The following is an 18,167-nucleotide window of genomic DNA, read 5'->3' as shown; positions in this document are numbered from 1 at the left end:
CAATAACACAACTACTTAAAATTTATATGGATTTTCAAGATCATTTTCTTCTTTATGATTAGATTTTATATGTGTCGATACTTCATCATTAATATTCTTTTCTTTATTTGATATAAAAGGATTTTCATCTTTTTCTTCAATATCATTATATAAAGAAACTTTCTTTTTCTTGTTAAGGATTAGAATACCTGCTATTATCCACAAAATCATAGCAATCCAGTTACTTAGTATTGATAATATACCTATAACTATGAATAAAATACCTGCTACTTTTGAGTTATTTTTTATCAAGAAATTAGTAATTATGGCTATACCCATCAATATAGTGCTCCAGATAATTTCAAATATCAAAAATCCATTTAAAATATTCTGTGCAGAAGTCGCTTCATTTAAAGACATTGCATCTTCTTGCATCATGGTTCTTATATTTTCTTCACTGCTTGAAAAAACTACATACAAACTTAGTACTAATATTAATAATATAATTATTTGAATAGCTATACCAATCCATATTAAAACACGTTCCATAGTTCTATTTATCATACTTTATCTACTCCTAATAGTTATTGTTTTACTACTTGTTGTTTTTCTTTAATTTTTGAAATTACGCGATTAATTTCTTTCTCCTTATCTTCATACCAATCTATTGACCATATTCTATGAACATCCCATCCTAAGCTTTCTAACACGTTAGGTTGAATGATATTTCTATCATTAGATGTATGTGCTTTATAGTAGTTATCTCCATCAATCAATACAGCTAAAATATATTCATTTGACGATTTAGGATCAAGAATTGCTAAATCAATTTTATACTCGGAATTCCCTACATGTAGTTTTGAATTTATGCCATGTTCTAATAGTTTTTCTTGTAGAATTCTTGAAATCACATCTTTCTCCTCATTAATACTGTTTTGTATTATTGGTAAAGATAAAGCGTCTCTAGCGTATTCTAGGAATCCTTTAAGCCCTTTAACACCTTCAGATTTAGTTCTATTAAGATCGATATCTTCCGGATTAAAGGAACTTATTACTCTCATTTCTTTTCTAGAGCGTGTAATCGCTACATTTAATCTTCTCCAACCACCACTTTTATTCAATGGTCCAAAGTTCATAGTTATCTTGTTATCTTCATCAGGACCAAATGTCGTTGAAAATAAGATAATGTCACGTTCATCCCCTTGTACATTTTCTAAATTCTTGATGAAAATAGGTTCAGATGAATTTTCGATTTTTATGATCTAGTTCTGGATAATCGACTAACTTTAAATTAAACAAATCTTCTATAAGATTTTGTTGCTGTATATTGAATGTTATTACACCAATGGAATCTTCACTATTACTTTCCAAATGATTAATGAGCATATTTACTATCGACTCTGCTTCTATTTCATTATGTCTATAATTTCCTCTTCGATATATACCATTAACATTCTCAAAAAATACTTTCGAAGAAGTAGTCTCAGATGAAGGATAAGTAAATAATGAACTATTATAGTAAGTTAAATTACTGTAATGAATTAAGCTTTCATGATTTGATCTATAGTGCCATTTTAAATATTTTTCCGGAAAATTAGCTGCTAAACAGTCATCTAATAAACTTTCCAAATCTTCTAACTCAATATTATCTTCATCAATATTATTCGTTGTAAAGAATGAAGTTGGTGGCATTTGTTTCGGATCACCTACAACTATACAATTTTTAGCTCTAGATATGGCTCCAATTGCAACATAAGTTGGTATTTGTGAGGCTTCATCAAATATAACTAAATCAAATTTTGGAAACTGCGGATCAATATATTGTGCTATTGATAGCGGACTCATTAACATTATTGGAAATATATCTTGAATTATATTAGAGGTATCATTAAATATATTTCGGATTGATTGGCCTCTACCTCTACTTCTTACAGCTTTTTGTAAAACTAAAAATTCTTTTTCAAACTTTTTATCATCACGTTTTCTATTTATATTTTGTTGCATATTAAAAATAGTGTTTTCAACTGTCACTGCGCTAAACTCTTTTTCTTTTTCTTTTAATAGCTCTATTTTTTGTTCAAGTTCAAAACTATTGAACGAATCTAAAGTTTCATTATAAGTGAAGTATTCATGAATAAGAATTTCAATCAAATCTTTCATAATCAATTGATGAGTATTGTATTTATTATCTTCTAATTCAATAAATCTCTCTCTAATATCCGTTTTTAAAGTGTCATTCAAGTATTCAAAATGTTCGTTAACTAATGTCCAATTTTTAAAGTCAATAATACCTTTTTGCCATTCAGTTATTAAGTTATTAATATCCATCAATTTTAGTTTTTCAAATTTATTTTGATCATACTGATATTCTTCAACTATTACGTTTGAAGACTGTACAAATAACATAAGTAATTCATTTAACTTTTCATATACTTCAACATTATGGATTTTTATATCAAGTAAATTCTTTATCTGATTTTTATTAGGTTCACTCATCGAATGTATATTAACTTTGTTGATGAATTTTATTTGCTCACTTAATAATTCTAAATCTGTGTTTTTACCTTCCCAACCATGACCAAATGACTGGATAAAGTTTTCGTTATTACTTTGTAATTCATTTCTATACTTTTGGTAATCTGTCATTAACTGAACATCATTATTAAACTCTTCCTCTGATAATTGATGACTTTGAAGTAACTCTACTTCTAAATTACTAAATAATTTTTTCAGCTTTTTACTTTTGAAAAGTTTACTTTTTATTTCACTGTATTCATTTCTAATTGCTTCTACATTTATATTAAGTACTTTTTCATTATATTTATCTAATATAGCTCTTTCTGTATTTCTATACCTACTTAATAACGAACTTGCATATTCAAATGCTTTATCTAACGGTATATTTTGATATAATCTAAACATTTCATCACTGATTGACTCATTATAAGTATAGCCATCTAACACATTCATGTTTGTATATGTTTTGAACAGGTCTTTTACTATATTTAGGTTTTCAAATTCTAAATCATTACACAGTATGTCATCAATTTCTTTAATAGTTCTTTTTATATCATCAAATATACCTGATAATTTATCTTTCTTAGAAATACTATACTTATTTATTTTGAAATTTTTTAAAGGATGACCAAAAATCGTATACTTTAGCTGATTTACAGTTTTATCAATAATCGATGTTAAATCCTTAATTTTTCTTATATCTTCATATTCAAGGCTATCAATTACATTTGAGTTTAAATGCATATATTTAGGTATAACTTCATACTGTTCGTGCATTTGTATTAGGTCATACAAACTATAACCACTTTTTTGTCGCTTATGTAAAGATTCTACAAATTCACTCAATTCATATTTCAAATTAAAAAGTTCTTCTGATTTACTAATCACTTCAAATGGCTGTGATTCATAATTTTTACTTGTACTTTTTTCAATTTTTCCTAAAAATCTAGATTTTTTTGTTTTATTGGAATGCAATTCTAAAGTAAAATCTTCTAATCCTAATTTTGTTAATCTCTCGTTTACAACATTTAATGCTGCTTGTTTCTCTGCCACAAACAAAACTTTTTTACCTTTATTAATATTATGGATAATCATATTAGTTATTGTCTGTGATTTTCCTGTACCTGGTGGACCATGAAGTACAAAACTGCTCTCTTCACTTGCTTTTATAGCTTCTAATTGCGAGGCATCAACCGAACTACCTATACTTAATTCATGTGGCTTATCCGTTTTCTCAATATTTCTTGCATTAATGCCTTCTAAAGATCTATCAATTTTATAATTCCCATTTATTAAGGCTTGAATATTATAATTCGATTTAATTTCTTCTATTCTATTTTGCAAGTCATTCCACATTACAAATTTACTAAATGAGAAGTTACTTATTGTAGCAATTTCTTCTAAATCCCAACCACTTTTATCCATAATTGCTTTTCTTATAGCAGAGAAAAGTAAAGGAATATCGGTTCCTTTATCGTCTTTTGGTAAATCAATTAGATGTCTCAAATCAATATTGAAATTTTGTCGTAAATATTCAACCAATGTAATATTAAATTGTGGCTCTTCATCACTTAATTCAATTACAATATTACTTCCTGCACTCTTTTTCTCCATAGATAAAGGTAGTAAAAGTATAGGTGCATGATATACTCTGTATTCGTCATTAGAATTACGCCATTTCAAAAACCCAATCGCTAAAAATAGCGAATTAGCACCATTTTCATCTAAATTAACTTTAGCCTTTCTATATATAGATTTAAGTTGTTTTTCTATTGCGTTCTCAGTAAGAAAACTTCTAAGTCTGTTTTCTTTAAAATCATCATCTATAATATTTTTAAATTCTGCTTCTAGTAATTTTGCATTAAAAATATGATTATCAGATTCTTGGAATGTTATACCTTTCGGCTTTTCAATTATCTTAAACTGTTCTTGGCTTGATAGCTGATCTTCTAATGTTGCAACATTGTATACCATAAGTTGAACTGAACTTTTATTCATTCTAAAATTTATCATAGGGTTTCTAAGTGTTAAATCTAATAAATTTCTACTCCAAATATCTGTTTTTTCAACTTCATTCACCTTAAATTCTATATCTCCAGCTCTTTCAATTATTGTGTTTGGAGCATCCGTAACTGTTTCACGTATTCCATAGGCTTCCATAACATAATCAGATCTATTTTCTTTACTTAAAATTGGGGTAATACCATAATTTCTACAACACTTTACATCAACAGCACCGTCAAAATTATATGGTGTTAACAATTGATTTTTAGCAAGATATACAGACTGTTCAAAAGAAATATCTTTACCATTTACTATCGAAGTTGCTTCTACCACGTCTATATCTTTTATATCATCTGATAATCTTTTTGAAATAGCTGCATAATCTGAAATAAAAGGTTCAGTATATGATTTTTCTAATAACCAGTAACCTACAAATGCATGTCCGTGCGTAAATATTACTAAAGCATGAATACCCACCGCTTCTATACAAGCTGCAAATAAAAATGCTAAATCTAGGCATGTTCCTGTTTTATATTGAATATGTCCATATAATTGTGTAATAAAAAAAGAGCCACATATAGCTCACTTTGGTACAATGTAATCGACTAAGAAAAAATTGTAGAGGTGACTATATATGACTCAATTAAATGTTAACTTAGATTATGAAGAATTGGCAAGTGCTATTTTTGGAAGTGATATGAATGCGTCTATGAAAACAATAGCTATGACTGTCATAAATGCATACATGGAAATGGAAAGAGACAAGTATGTTAATGCTGGATATAAACAAAAGAATTCAGGAAGAAACGCACAACGTAATGGCTATTATGAGCGTGATTTCCTGATGCCTATTGGCAATCTGACATTAAAAGTTCCAAGAACACGTGACGGTGAATTTACAACTGAAGTATTTAATCAATATTCGCGTTCTGACCAATCGCTTATTTTAGCGATGACAGAAGCATACATTAATGGTGTTTCAACTAGAAATGTTAATAAAATTGTGGAATCCCTAACGGGAAAATCTGTGTCTAAATCAACTGTTTCAGGCGTAATAAAAAACCTAGATCCTGAAATTAAAGAATGGGCTGGTAGACCTATTGTTAGTCATCAGTATAAGTATGTATTTGTTGATGCTATGCACATTAAGGTAAGAGAGAATAATAAAATTGTTTCTAAAGGTGTTTATATCGCTATGGGTATCAACGAAAATAGAAAACGCGACATTATTGGCTTTAAAATTTCTAATCAAGAGTCAGAATTAGCTTGGTCAGAGTTTTTTGAAGACTTAAGAATGCGTGGTTTAACAACACCTGAACTTATTATCTCTGATGCGCATTCTGGACTTATTAAATCTATTAAGTCACAGTTTATTGATTCATCTTGGCAACGTTGTACATTCCATTTTCTTAAAAATATTGTAGAGAGATTTCCTAAAAAGAACTCTAAAGAAGCTAGAATGTTACTTAAATCAATATTCCAAGCACCAACATATCGTCACGCTGTTCAGCTCAAAGATGAATTCATTGCACAATATGAAAGTAATCCTAAGTATGTGGAAGCTATTAAAATATTGGATGAAGGCTTCGAAGATGCCTCACAATTCTATAGATTTCCTGCTCAACATCATAAAAATCTAAGAACTACTAATTCAGTTGAAAATATTAATATGCAACTCAGAAAACGAGAAAAAATAGTTAAAACATTCCCTAATCTAGATTCAGCTTTTAGATTAATTGGCGCAGTACTTATGGATATTCAAGAAAGATTTGATAAGTCTAACAGACCATTTATCGCTTAATTAAGCTACTTATTTTTTAAAAAATAAGTAGTGATCAAACAACTATATCTGTTTAAACTTCAAAACATATATAGTTGTTCGATTCATTAAAAAACCAAAGGTTGATTACATTCTAAAGATATTACACAAACATATGGACTTGACTCTTCTTACGGACACTTCTCGGAATTCTGCCCCTAACAAACCCCATTATATCTATATCCATTATATTTCCACCCGCAATATTCCACCCTACAACTCAATCTCCACTCCGTGCCCAATTCCACATCCAACCACAATATTTTTTCACAACAAAAAAACACTGCCCACAAAAAGGTAGTGACCCCCCAAAGTTAGAGTTTCCATTATGCTATTAATTGGCTGGATTGAGTTCGGTATTGTACTGGACTTCGTCCAGCCAATTTTAATTTCAAACGTTCATTGTTATACCAATAGATGTAATCCTCAATTCTTCTTTTTAATGTTTCATAGTTAACAAGTTCTTCTCCATGATACATTTCCTGCTTCATGATGCCAAAGAAATTCTCCATAGAAGCATTATCCGCACACGTCGCTTTACGTGACATACTTTGATAAATCCTTTGTTCCGATAATCTTCTAATCCATGCATTATGCTGATAATGCCAACCTTGATCAGAATGTATCGTCGTACGATATGGTGCTTCATGCTTAATGATTGTAACTGCTTTATCCAATGATTGAAGTACTAAGTCTAATGTTGGTCTTCTGGATATACCATAAGAAATGATTTCCCCATTGTATAAATCCATAATAGGGCTGAGATATAATTTTTGTTCTTCAGCACATTTAAATTCAGTGATATCTGTCACTAATTTTTGAAGTCGAATAGATGTATGGAATCTACGATTCAAGCGATTTTCAGCCACTTTACCAACTGTACCTTTCTATGATTGATAGCGTGATTTACGTGTGAATTTTTGACATTTTAATCCTAGTTCTCGCATAATTCGTTGTACTTTCTTATGGTTAATGAGATAACCTTGATTTCTCAAAGCTAAATATATACGACGATAGCCGTATTTACCGTTGTGTTTTTGAAAAAGTTCAATGATCTTTTTCTTCCAACCTTTATCTAAATCTTCCTTTTGTAATTGTTTGGCATGGTAATGATAGGTTGCTTCTGGTATACCAACCTTTACTAAGATATCTTTTAATTTGAATCCTTCTTCTTTGAGTTCGAATGCCACTGCTGCTTGTGCTTTTCTAGAAAGGCACTCGGATTCTCTCGAAAAGCGTTCAACTTTTTTAAATAAGCATTCTCTAATCGAAGATTTTCATTTTCTAGCTCTAACTCTTTTTCTCGTGATAGGTTTTGATTAGATTTCTTCTGTTTCTTCTTTTTCATGGGAGGTCGTCCTTTCGGCTTTTCGAGTCCTTCCACACCTTCTTTGTCATATATCTTTTTCCATCGCACAATAATAGATGGGGTATTTAGGCCAAATTTAATCGCTGTATCTTGGAAGGAATCGCCTGTTCTTTTCATATAGTTTAATACATTTATTTTGAATGTAACAGAATAAACTGTCTTTTTCTGTTTCTTTTTAATGCCATCTACACCGAATGATTGAAAGGCTTTTACCCATGTTCGTATAATAATTTTATCAGGTATATTATATTTTTTAGCTAATTTTCGATAACCATAATGGCCATCTAGATAATCTCTTACAACTTTCAACTTAAATTCATCACTATATTTTGTCATATTAAAACACCCCCTAAAGTTAGTTTTTTTACTCTAACTTTAGGGGTGCAGTACCAAATGGACAGTGTTTTTTATATATAGTCTTGGATATTTTAAAAATAATGGCGGAGGAAGAGGGATTCGAACCCCCGCGAGCCGTTAAGCCCCTGTCGGTTTTCAAGACCGATCCCTTCAGCCGGACTTGGGTATTCCTCCAAATAAGACATTATTTATCTTATAACATGCCATTACTGATGTCAACAAAAATCACAAAATTTAAATTGTAATTTTTTTCTTTAAGTATTCATCTACAGCTTTTGCAACTGCACGACCTTCTTTTATTGCCCAAACGACTAAACTTTGACCTTTTCTTGCATCTCCAGCAACAAATACTTTATCTTGATTTGTTCTAAAGTCTTTTTCATTTGCTACGATTTTATTTCGTTCTGTCTTTAAGTTGAATGAATGTGGTACTAAATGTTCTGTACCTTCAAAACCAATTGATAATAGGACTAAATCTGCTGGCCAATGACGTTCTGTACCTTCGACAATTACCATTCCGTCTTCAGTTTCTTCTAATACTTGCGTATAAAGACCGCGAATATTACCATTTTCATCAACATCGTAACGCATTGTTTGAATACCATATGCTCTTGGTTCAAATCCGAATTTTTCACGATATTCTTTATGCGCATAGTCTAACTTGAAAATTGGCATTGGTAATGGCCATGCTGTATTTTGTTCCATTTTATCTGTTAGTCTTACATATTTATTAAATTGAACGACTGATTTACACTCATCTCTTAATGCTGTTGCTACGCAGTCAGCACCTGTATCACCCGCACCGATCACAATCACATTTTTACCTTTTGCTGTTATAGTTGGTTCGTCAATTTCTCCCATTTGTAATTGTGTTTGCTCTGTTAAATATTCCATCGCAAAATGTATACCGAAGCTCATACGTCCTTCTAATGGTAGGTCTCGTCCTTTTTGTGAGCCTGTACAAACAATAATTGCATCATACTGTTCATCTAGTTCCTCTTTCGTGATGTCTTTCCCCACATTAACATCTGTTTTGAAGACGATACCCGCTTCTTCCATTAATTTCACACGACGTTCGATAACTTCTTTATCTAATTTCATACTTGGTATGCCGTACATAAGCAAACCACCCGGACGATGGTTACGCTCATATACAGTCACATTATAGCCAAGTAAATTTAATTCTTCTGCAGCTGTTAAGCCTGCTGGACCACTACCGATAATGGCTACTTTTTCTTCTAAGCGATACTCAGGAAACTTAGGTTTCACAAGTCCCATATCATACGCTTCATCTATTATTGTACGTTCTATCCCTTTGATAGCAACTGAATCATTATTAATCGCTAAGACACATGAAGATTCACATGGTGCTGGACATACTCGACCTGTAAATTCAGGAAAGTTATTTGTTTCTGATAATCTTGCATATGCTTCTTCATAATCTTTGCGGTACACTAAGTCGTTCCACTCTGGTATATAGTTACCTATTGGACAACCTATTGTATCTCTACCGAATGATGAGCCTGTTTGACAAAATGGTGTTCCGCAATCCATACAACGCGCACCTTGTGTAGCTGCATCTTCTTTAGTAAAACGTTGTTGGAATGCGTCATATCCTTTAATTCTATCTTTTAACGGCAACTCATCAAGTTGTTGCTTAGGATACTTCATAAAACCTTTAAATTCACCCATAATATGCCCTCCTTCTTAATATACCGAAGCCAGTTCTTCTTCATCACCAATAGATTTTCGATCATCAAAGAATGCATTTAACAGTGCATCTTCTTCGTTTTCTAATTTGTGTAGTGAAATCTTCTGCATCATAAGTTTGTAGTCTTTCGGAATCACTTTAACCACTTTGTCTACAATTGTGTCAAATGACGCTAGCACTGCTTGTGCATTTTTACTATTTGTATATCGAACATGTTCTTCTAACATGTGTCTTAAATTCGCAATTTCATCTGGATCTTTTAATGTTTCAAACTCTAAAGTGTCAAGTTCATTATCTTTTTTGAATGCTTCAACATCTGTTGGCAATGCGTAACATACGCCACCACTCATACCTTGACCAAAGTTACGTCCTACATCACCTAAAATGACGACACGTCCACCAGTCATGTATTCTAATCCGTGGTCACCGACACCTTCAACAACGACGTTAACGCCACTATTTCTTACACAGAAACGTTCACCAGCTCGACCGTTAATATAAGATGTTCCACTTGTCGCACCGTAGAAACAAACATTACCGACAATAATATTGTCTTCTCTATCTTCGTTAGGTGCGTTTAAGATTAATTTACCTCCGGATAAACCTTTACCAAAGTAATCGTTAGCGTCACCAGTATGATGTAACGTCATACCTTTAGGCGTGAATGCACCATAACTTTGTCCAGCATGTTTGAATGTCTTAACACTTATTGTATCTTCTGGTAAACCAGGTTCACCATGCACTTCTGTAATATAACTACCTGTAATAACACCAACATCTCTTTCAGTATTTCGAACGTTATAACTACCAACAAATTTCTCACCATGATCGATTGATGCTTTTGCATCTTCATATAATTTCGTTAAGTCGAATCCGACATCAAGGTGATGATTTTGATTCATAGAGCGGTATCTTTCACCTTCATTTACAAATAAAAGTGCCTCTAAATCAAGTTCTCTCGCTTTAGGATGAGAGTAATATCTGTTTGATACTGATAACAAGTCCGTTCTACCTACAAGTTCATCCATTGTTTTTAAGCCTAATGAAGCTAGAATTTCTCTTATTTCCTCGGCAATAAAATACATGAAATTTACGATGTGATCTGCTTTACCTGTATATAATTTTCTTAAGTCACCATTTTGAGTCGCAATACCAACCGGGCATGTATCTTTATGACATACTCTCATCATAATACAGCCAAGCACGACTAAAGGTGCTGTCGCAAATGCAAACTCTTCTGCACCTAACGCACAAGCGAGTGCAACGTCACGACCAGTCATTAATTTACCATCTGTTTCTAACGTTACACGTGAACGAAGACCGTTTAACATAAGCGTTTGATGTGTTTCAGATAAACCAATCTCCCACGGTAATCCGGCATGTTGAATACTCGTCTTAGGTGATGCACCTGTACCACCGTCATATCCACTGATGACAATTTTATCGGCAAAAGCTTTTGCAACACCTGCTGCAATTGTACCTACGCCAGATTTAGAAACGAGCTTAACACTAATGTCTGCTTTTCTATTTGCATTCTTTAAGTCATGAATCAGTTGTGCTAAGTCCTCAATAGAATATATATCATGGTGAGGTGGTGGTGAAATTAATCCTACACCCGGTGTTGAACCACGTACTTCAGCTACCCATGGATAAACTTTTGTACCAGGTAATTGTCCACCTTCACCGGGTTTAGCACCTTGTGCGACTTTAATTTGAATTTCTTTAGCATGTTGTAAGTAATCGCTCGTTACACCAAATCTACCTGATGCGACTTGCTTAATAGCACTCATATAATTTGTGCCATCCGGCTTAATAATATAGCGTTCTGGATTTTCTCCACCTTCACCGCTATTACTACGTCCACCAATTCTATTCATTGCTTCTGCTAAAGTTTGATGCGCTTCTTGAGAAATAGAACCGAAGCTCATTGCACCTGTCTTAAAGCGTTTCACAATTTGGTCAGCAGATTCTACATCTTTTAAATCAATAGCGCGATCTGATTTAAAATCAAGTAAGTTTCTTAAGTGACTCATACGTTCACTATCTGCAGCTTTAGAATATTCTTTAAACATTTCAAAATTATTATCTCTACATGCATGTTGTAATAAATGAATTGTCTTAGGATTGAATGCATGATATTCACCTTGTTGACGCCATTGGAAAGTACTACCTGAATTTAAATATTTAATCTGTTCAGATTGTCTCGCTTTATTCTCTTTATCAATCGTATCAATTGATATACCAGAAAGTTTAGACGGTGTACCTGTAAAGTATTGATCGATAACATCTTTACCTAACCCAATTGCTTCAAAGATTTGTGCACCTTGATAACTTTGAACAGTTGAAATACCCATTTTAGCCATTACTTTAATGACACCAGCTGATAACGTTTGACTAAACGTATCAATATTTTGTTCAACTGTACCTTCAAGACGTCCCGCAGCAGTTAAATCTTCAATCGTATAATGTGCTAAGTATGGCACAACAGCATTAGCACCATATCCTATTAATGTAGCTAAATGATGCACTTCACGACACTCACCAGAATATGCCACAATACTTGTATCTAAACGTTGACCCGTTCTTATCAAGTGTTGATGAATGTGACTAACCGCTAATAATATCGGCATTGCAAACGCCGCTTCTAAATCCTCAACAGACTCATCTTCTAAGACAATAATCTCAGCACCATTTTTAACGGCTTTTGAAACAGTTTGCCCTAAGTCATCTAGAGCTTCTTTAAGTGAACCTGTGTAAGTCGTCGGAATCACCGCAACATTAAATTCACTATCTTGGATTTGTTCAAGTTGCGCTTTCGATAATACTGGGTGATTTAATTGAATTCTTCTCGTGTTATCTTGATGCGGTTGTAGCAAGTTACCTTCTTTACCTAAGTAAACCAATTCACTTGTAACAATTTTCTCTCTATATGAGTCAATTGGTGGGTTCGTTACTTGTGCAAAATGTTGTTTAAAGTAATTAAACAATGATTCTGGTCTCGTACTCAACACGGCAACAGGTGTATCAAAGCCCATCGCACCAATTGGATCTTTCTTCTCACTCACAAGTTCTGACATATATTTATTAATTTCTTCTTTTGTATATCCGAAACGACGTTGTAATTGGAATAATTTTTCTTCTTCAACATGTGAAGGTGTCGCCACTGTATCATTTACGTTTAACGCTTTATGACTTACCCACTCATCATAAGGATATTCACTTGCGATACGTTGTTTTAATTCATCATTTTCGATAACTTTATTCTCTTTAAAATCCACTAATAAAAGTTTACCTGGGTTGAGTTGCCCTTTATAAACAACATGTTCTTCTTCAACGTCAATAACGCCTACTTCTGAAGAAAATATAATTTCATTTGAATCTGTAATTGTGTAACGACCAGGTCTTAAACCATTACGGTCTGTTAATGCGCCAAGTTTATCTCCATCACAGAAACTAATCATTGTCGGACCGTCCCAAGGCTCCATTAAATAACTGTAATATTCATAGAATGCTCTAATTTTAGGATCTTGTGTTTCGTTATATAACCATGGTTCAGGTATCAATAACATTGCTGCTTGTTCAGGAGGAATGCTTAAACTTAAGAACTCTAGTGCATTATCAACGATTGATGAGTCACTTCCTGATTCATCTAGCACTGTTCCAATCTTATCTTTCACATCACCAAAGATTGTTTCAATTAATCTGTCTTGTCTTGCACGCATCCAGTTAACATTACCTTTAATCGTATTAATTTCACCATTATGCATTAATAATCTATTTGGATGCGCTCTTTTCCAACTTGGAAATGTATTCGTACTAAATCTCGAATGTACAGAACCAAATTTAGAAACATAATCTTCATCTAACAAATCAATATATAAACCTTTAATTTGATCTGAACGCAACCAACCTTTATATACGATTGTGCGTCTAGATAAACTTGCAAAGTATAAATCTAAATCTTGTTCATCGCCATATCTTTCAATTTGTTTACGCGCAATGAATAACGAACGATCAAAGTGTTCACTTGAATGATTTTCAACAAACACTTGTTGAATACAAGGCATTGTCTCTTCGACATGTTCTGCCAATACTGATGTATCTAATGGAACATCTCTGTATCCAATAACTTTTAATCCTTCTTCTTCAAAGTACGCATTAAACTTCTTTTCATGTTCACTGCCAGCTATTTTTTCATCAGTGAAGAACATACCTACTGCGTAATGTTCTTCTTCAGGTAAATTTAATTTTAATTTTTGTTTAAAATAGAGGTGAGGGACTTCTGTCATAATACCAGCGCCATCACCAGTAATTCCGTCAGCTCCAACTCCACCTCTATGATCTAACCTACAAAGCATTTCAATTGATTTTAGTACAATTTCATGTGACCTTTTGTTGTCCATATTGGCGTAAAAGCCAATCCCGCAAGCATCATGCTCGTCCATCGAATCATATAGGCCAAGTTGTCTTCTATCTTTCTTAAATGACATACGACATCACCTCAACAATAAATTTCAGAATCTTCAATAATTGATAGTCTATATCATACTTTACAAGGACTTATCTTAACAATATATAAAATAGATGAAATATATCTAAAAATTAGATAATATAAATAATGAGGTGTTGAATATGGAGATAAAACAATTAATTTATTTTAGAAAAGTTGCTTTAAGAGAGCATATTTCAGAGGCTGCGCTCGAGCTAGAGATTGCCCAATCTGCAGTCAGTAGACAAATCGCAAATTTAGAAAAAGAATTAAACACGACGTTATTTTTAAGAGAAGGTAGAAATGTAAAATTAACGGACAGTGGTGAACTCTTACTTACACAGACAAATAGAATTTTAAACTTAATAGAAGAAACGAAAGATTTATTTATACATCAAGAACATTCAGATCGACGTTCTATTAATCTCGCTTATACAGAAAGTTATGTATCACAAGCGTTACCGGCTATTATTAAGACTTACGAGCGAGATTTCAAATTAGAAGTTAGACCTATGATGATGACACCACTTGAAATCGAAGAAGGTTTATTATCTCATCAAATAGATGTCGCGTTATGCGAACTTACACCGAAACTTACAAACAATAAACATACTATTAAACATACACTATTCGAAGAAACATATAATTTATACGTTCATAATAACAATGATTTATCAATGAACCCTAAACCGCCTTTATCACAATTGAGCCAGCAATACATTTACCATTTCAACACATTACCTGATCAAATATCACAATTAATACGTAAACATGCATCACAGAAGACTTACCCAATTTCAAATTTTGCGTTATTACGACAAACATTACTTTCTGAAAAAGGCGTACTCATCGTGCCTGATTATTTAAGTAATGGCATTGAAAATGAACAACTTACAAAAATCCCGTTAACACATACCGAACTTAAAAGAACGATTAACATTGTTTATCAAGACAATAATCAAAACAATAAATTGAAGACTTTTATTGAACATACACGTTCTTTATTACAAAGACAAGCAACGTATCATTAAGGAGGATATTTTCAAAATGGATTTTATCAATAGAACGACTGAAGAAATTGCTGCTGACTTACTTTGTGTCAAAATCATTCACGAAACAGACGATATCGTATATACAGGTTATATCGTTGAAACGGAAGCTTATATTGGCAAACATGATCAAGCTGCCCATTCATTCAATGGCAGAAATACTAAAAGCGTGAAATCTTTGTATTGCGAGGGTGGAATGATCTACGCACACTCTATGCACAAACAATTACTGATTAACTTTGTTACACAAGTTGAAGGTGAACCTCAAGGTGTCTTAATTAGAGCGATAGAACCTGAACATGGTATTGAACAAATGGCACTGAACCGTAACGCCAAAGCAGGTATAGAATTAACAAATGGACCTGGCAAATTCACGCAAGCGATGCAAATATCTAAAGCATTAGACGGCACTAAACTCAATGACAATTCCTTAAAAATTGATACAACAAATAGAAGATACCCTAAACATATCGAACGTTCAGCAAGAATCGGCGTCCCAAATAAGGGCATCTGGACTGACAAACCTTTACGTTTCACAGTAGCAGGACATCCTTATGTCTCAAAAGCTAGAAAACGCGATTCACTACCTTGTGCTGAAACATGGAAATAATTGAAGTACACCACTTATGTACGTATACTATAGTATGTTCAAATCAAAGAAAAATGATGGTGACAAAACATGAATGACAAAATTAAACAACAATTAACGAAACCATTTAATGTTGCGATACTCACATTTATTGTATGCGTTGTAATAGCCTATATATTCACCCAACACAATGCGCAATATTACAAAACACCAATTGGTCAAATTACGGATATTACACATCAATCTTCACAAACAACGATTGACCAAAATAAAAATAAAGATACGTTACATAAAGAACAAATCCATTTAGAGATTCAGAACGGTCAGCATAAAGGAGACCGCATTACGGTTCCTCATAAATACACGGACTCTTTAACGGATTCTGAGAAATACCATGTAAACGACCAAGTCCTTTTATCCTATAAAGGTAAAGAAGACACCGCTATTATAAAAGGCTTAAAACGAGATGGCGCTGTCACATTAATGACTGGTTTATTCTTATTAACTTTACTTATCGTCGGTAGAAAATCAGGGCTATATTCCATTATTTCACTCATTATTAATGTCACAGTTCTACTATTGATGATTGATTATTTCATGAAACATCATAATCATCACTTCTTTATATTAATGACGGCAACAGTTATATTCTCAACAATCGTATCCTTACTGCTCGTTAGTGGCTTTAAACGGAGAACTTTTGTTGCGATAATTTCAACTTTATTAGGTACATTTTTAAGTATCGGTATCGCTCAACTCGTCATGATGTTTACGAATGGTGACGGTGTTAAATATGAAACGATGAGTTTCTTAACGATTCAACCGACACAAATATTCCTTGCGTCTGTACTAATAGGCTCGCTCGGTGCGGTTATGGATGTTGCTATTACGTTAACAAGTTCCTTATATGAGATTAAAGCACAACATCCCGAAATTTCATTGAAACAATTGCGTCAATCAGGCACAAACATTGGTAAAGATATTATGGGTACAATGACGAATATCTTATTCTTCGCTTATTTATCTGGTAGCATTCCGATGATTATTCTTTACTTTAAAAATAGCAATACAGTCACGTATACCTTATCCATGAATTGGTCATTAGAAATTACGAGAGCACTCATGGGCGGCATTGGTATTGTGATTACGATACCTATCACAATATTTGTTGCGATGATGTTCATGCAACGAGAGGAGGCTAAATAATGACGACATTTATTTTAGCCAGTATATTACTCATTCTTATGATCATCGTTGGTGGAAAGAAAGGATTTAGATCGTTTGTAACGTTATTTCTAAACTTATTGACGTTGTTTATTGCGTTATTACTTATCATTTATAAAGCGCCTATATTCATCGTATTAATCATCTTCTGTTTAATTATTACGTGTATTAACTTGTTCTATATTAATGCATATAATACTAAGACAGTTGCTGCCTTTTTCGCGACTATTATATCTACACTTATCTTAATAGGATTAATCTATTTCATTGTAGATATTTCAATGTTGCAAGGGTTCACTGAAGAAGAACAAGATGAAACGTATATATTTTCAATGAATGTAGGTATAAACTATGCTGAACTCATGGTATTTACAGTTGTATTAGCCGTAATCGCAGCAGTGATTGATTTAACAATATCCATTAGTTCTCCAATGTACGAACTATATGAAGCACATCCAAAAATATCATTGCAACAACTATTCAAGTCTGGCTTAACAATAGGAAGAGACATCCTATCAACAACAACCAATACAATTTACTTCGCCTATATAGGCGGACAAATCACGTTATTTTTCTGGTTTGGTAAATTAAATTACACATTTGGCGAAATAATCAATGCGAAAATATTTGCAGCTGAAATCATAACCATATTATTAGGCGGTATCGCTGTAAGTATCGCCATCCCAATCACCTCGTTTATCACAGTGAGATTAATAAAAAAACAGCAACATAAAATATAGAAGAAAGCACCTTTTGTTTGTATATATGAACCGCTAACGATCTTGTTTGCGTTTCTTGGACGTTAGAATTTCTAACGATCTTGTTTTTAACTCTTGAGCGTTAGCGCCTGGTTTCCACTCATTTTTTGTAAATCTTTGACCGCTAACGATCTTGTTTGCGTTTCTTGGACGTTAGAATTTCTAACGATTTTGTTTTGCACTCTTGAGCGTTAGCGCCAGGTTTTCTCTCATTTTTTGAAAAACTTTGACCGCTAACGATCTTGTTTGCGATTCTTGAGCGTTAGAATTTCTAACGATCTTGTTTTGCACTCTTGAGCGTT

Annotated in this window: 13 protein-coding genes and 1 tRNA gene; 5 read left to right on the top strand and 9 right to left on the bottom strand. The window is 32.9% G+C overall.

The window, feature by feature from the left end:
- Positions 1-15: 15 nt before the first annotated feature.
- Genes MUA60_RS00580 through MUA60_RS00570 form a run of 3 tightly spaced genes read right to left on the bottom strand, consistent with a single transcriptional unit; the run spans position 16 to position 4,977 of the window.
- Entirely contained in the window at positions 16-543 is a 528-nt protein-coding gene (locus MUA60_RS00580; RefSeq protein WP_262649115.1) for a DUF4064 domain-containing protein, read from the bottom strand.
- A 20-nt stretch (positions 544-563) separates the two neighbouring features.
- Entirely contained in the window at positions 564-1,163 is a 600-nt protein-coding gene (locus tag MUA60_RS00575; protein WP_262650535.1) for a hypothetical protein, read from the bottom strand.
- Positions 1,164-1,215: 52 nt separating this feature from the next.
- Positions 1,216-4,977: a DUF4011 domain-containing protein gene (locus MUA60_RS00570; protein WP_262649114.1), complete on the bottom strand. Its 3,762-nt coding sequence runs from the start codon at positions 4,975-4,977 to the stop codon at positions 1,216-1,218.
- Positions 4,978-5,134: 157 nt separating this feature from the next.
- Between MUA60_RS00570 and MUA60_RS00565 the strand changes: the two genes are divergently transcribed.
- Complete coding sequence (locus tag MUA60_RS00565; RefSeq protein WP_107611145.1) at positions 5,135-6,301, top strand: IS256 family transposase; 1,167 nt, start codon at positions 5,135-5,137, stop codon at positions 6,299-6,301.
- Between the two features lie 344 nt (positions 6,302-6,645).
- Here MUA60_RS00565 and MUA60_RS00560 read toward each other — a convergent pair whose 3' ends face one another.
- The 6 genes from MUA60_RS00560 to gltB all read right to left on the bottom strand — a co-directional run bounded on the left by MUA60_RS00560 (position 6,646) and on the right by gltB (position 14,246).
- On the bottom strand, positions 6,646-7,188 hold the full coding sequence (locus MUA60_RS00560) for an IS3 family transposase (RefSeq protein ID WP_262648151.1): 543 nt from the start codon (positions 7,186-7,188) through the stop codon (positions 6,646-6,648).
- A gap of 18 nt (positions 7,189-7,206) precedes the next feature.
- A complete protein-coding gene (locus MUA60_RS00555; RefSeq protein ID WP_262649112.1) occupies positions 7,207-7,509 on the bottom strand; it encodes an IS3 family transposase in 303 nt (100 codons plus the stop codon).
- A complete protein-coding gene (locus tag MUA60_RS00550) occupies positions 7,473-8,024 on the bottom strand; it encodes a helix-turn-helix domain-containing protein (RefSeq protein ID WP_025907016.1) in 552 nt (183 codons plus the stop codon). The genes MUA60_RS00555 and MUA60_RS00550 overlap by 37 nt, the downstream gene beginning before the upstream one ends.
- 102 nt (positions 8,025-8,126) lie before the next feature.
- A tRNA-Ser gene (locus MUA60_RS00545) sits at positions 8,127-8,219 on the bottom strand.
- Positions 8,220-8,279: 60 nt separating this feature from the next.
- A complete protein-coding gene (locus MUA60_RS00540; RefSeq protein WP_262649111.1) occupies positions 8,280-9,737 on the bottom strand; it encodes a glutamate synthase subunit beta in 1,458 nt (485 codons plus the stop codon).
- A 15-nt stretch (positions 9,738-9,752) separates the two neighbouring features.
- The gene (gltB, locus tag MUA60_RS00535; protein WP_262649110.1) at positions 9,753-14,246 is read right to left on the bottom strand and encodes a glutamate synthase large subunit; all 4,494 of its coding nucleotides are present in this window, start codon (positions 14,244-14,246) and stop codon (positions 9,753-9,755) included.
- Between the two features lie 142 nt (positions 14,247-14,388).
- On the opposite strand from gltB, the gene gltC reads away from it, so the two are divergent.
- The 4 genes from gltC to MUA60_RS00515 all read left to right on the top strand — a co-directional run bounded on the left by gltC (position 14,389) and on the right by MUA60_RS00515 (position 17,847).
- Positions 14,389-15,276, top strand: a complete 888-nt coding sequence (gene gltC / locus MUA60_RS00530) for a glutamate biosynthesis transcriptional regulator GltC (protein ID WP_262649109.1) — start codon at positions 14,389-14,391, stop codon at positions 15,274-15,276.
- A gap of 16 nt (positions 15,277-15,292) precedes the next feature.
- Entirely contained in the window at positions 15,293-15,904 is a 612-nt protein-coding gene (locus MUA60_RS00525; RefSeq protein ID WP_262649108.1) for a DNA-3-methyladenine glycosylase, read from the top strand.
- A 69-nt stretch (positions 15,905-15,973) separates the two neighbouring features.
- Entirely contained in the window at positions 15,974-17,089 is a 1,116-nt protein-coding gene (locus MUA60_RS00520; RefSeq protein WP_262649107.1) for a YibE/F family protein, read from the top strand.
- Positions 17,089-17,847, top strand: coding sequence for a YibE/F family protein (locus tag MUA60_RS00515; protein WP_048540293.1), 759 nt, complete (start codon positions 17,089-17,091; stop codon positions 17,845-17,847). Before MUA60_RS00520 ends, MUA60_RS00515 begins: the two co-directional genes overlap by 1 nt.
- Positions 17,848-18,167 lie beyond the last annotated feature (320 nt).

The organism is Mammaliicoccus sciuri, from assembly GCF_025561425.1.
GTDB lineage: Bacteria > Bacillota > Bacilli > Staphylococcales > Staphylococcaceae > Mammaliicoccus > Mammaliicoccus sciuri_A.
Note: the sequence above shows the minus strand (reverse complement) of the source record. Positions and strands in the feature narration are given on the sequence as shown.

Bases quoted from the DNA above. Each gene is read 5' to 3' on its own strand.
- MUA60_RS00580 (WP_262649115.1), bottom strand. From the start codon at position 543: ATGATAAATAGAACTATGGAACGTGTTTTAATATGGATTGGTATAGCT.
- MUA60_RS00565 (WP_107611145.1), top strand. From the start codon at position 5,135: ATGACTCAATTAAATGTTAACTTAGATTATGAAGAATTGGCAAGTGCT.
- MUA60_RS00550 (WP_025907016.1), bottom strand. From the start codon at position 8,024: ATGACAAAATATAGTGATGAATTTAAGTTGAAAGTTGTAAGAGATTAT.
- MUA60_RS00540 (WP_262649111.1), bottom strand. From the start codon at position 9,737: ATGGGTGAATTTAAAGGTTTTATGAAGTATCCTAAGCAACAACTTGAT.
- gltB (WP_262649110.1), bottom strand. From the start codon at position 14,246: ATGTCATTTAAGAAAGATAGAAGACAACTTGGCCTATATGATTCGATG.
- gltC (WP_262649109.1), top strand. From the start codon at position 14,389: ATGGAGATAAAACAATTAATTTATTTTAGAAAAGTTGCTTTAAGAGAG.
- MUA60_RS00525 (WP_262649108.1), top strand. From the start codon at position 15,293: ATGGATTTTATCAATAGAACGACTGAAGAAATTGCTGCTGACTTACTT.
- MUA60_RS00520 (WP_262649107.1), top strand. From the start codon at position 15,974: ATGAATGACAAAATTAAACAACAATTAACGAAACCATTTAATGTTGCG.
- MUA60_RS00515 (WP_048540293.1), top strand. From the start codon at position 17,089: ATGACGACATTTATTTTAGCCAGTATATTACTCATTCTTATGATCATC.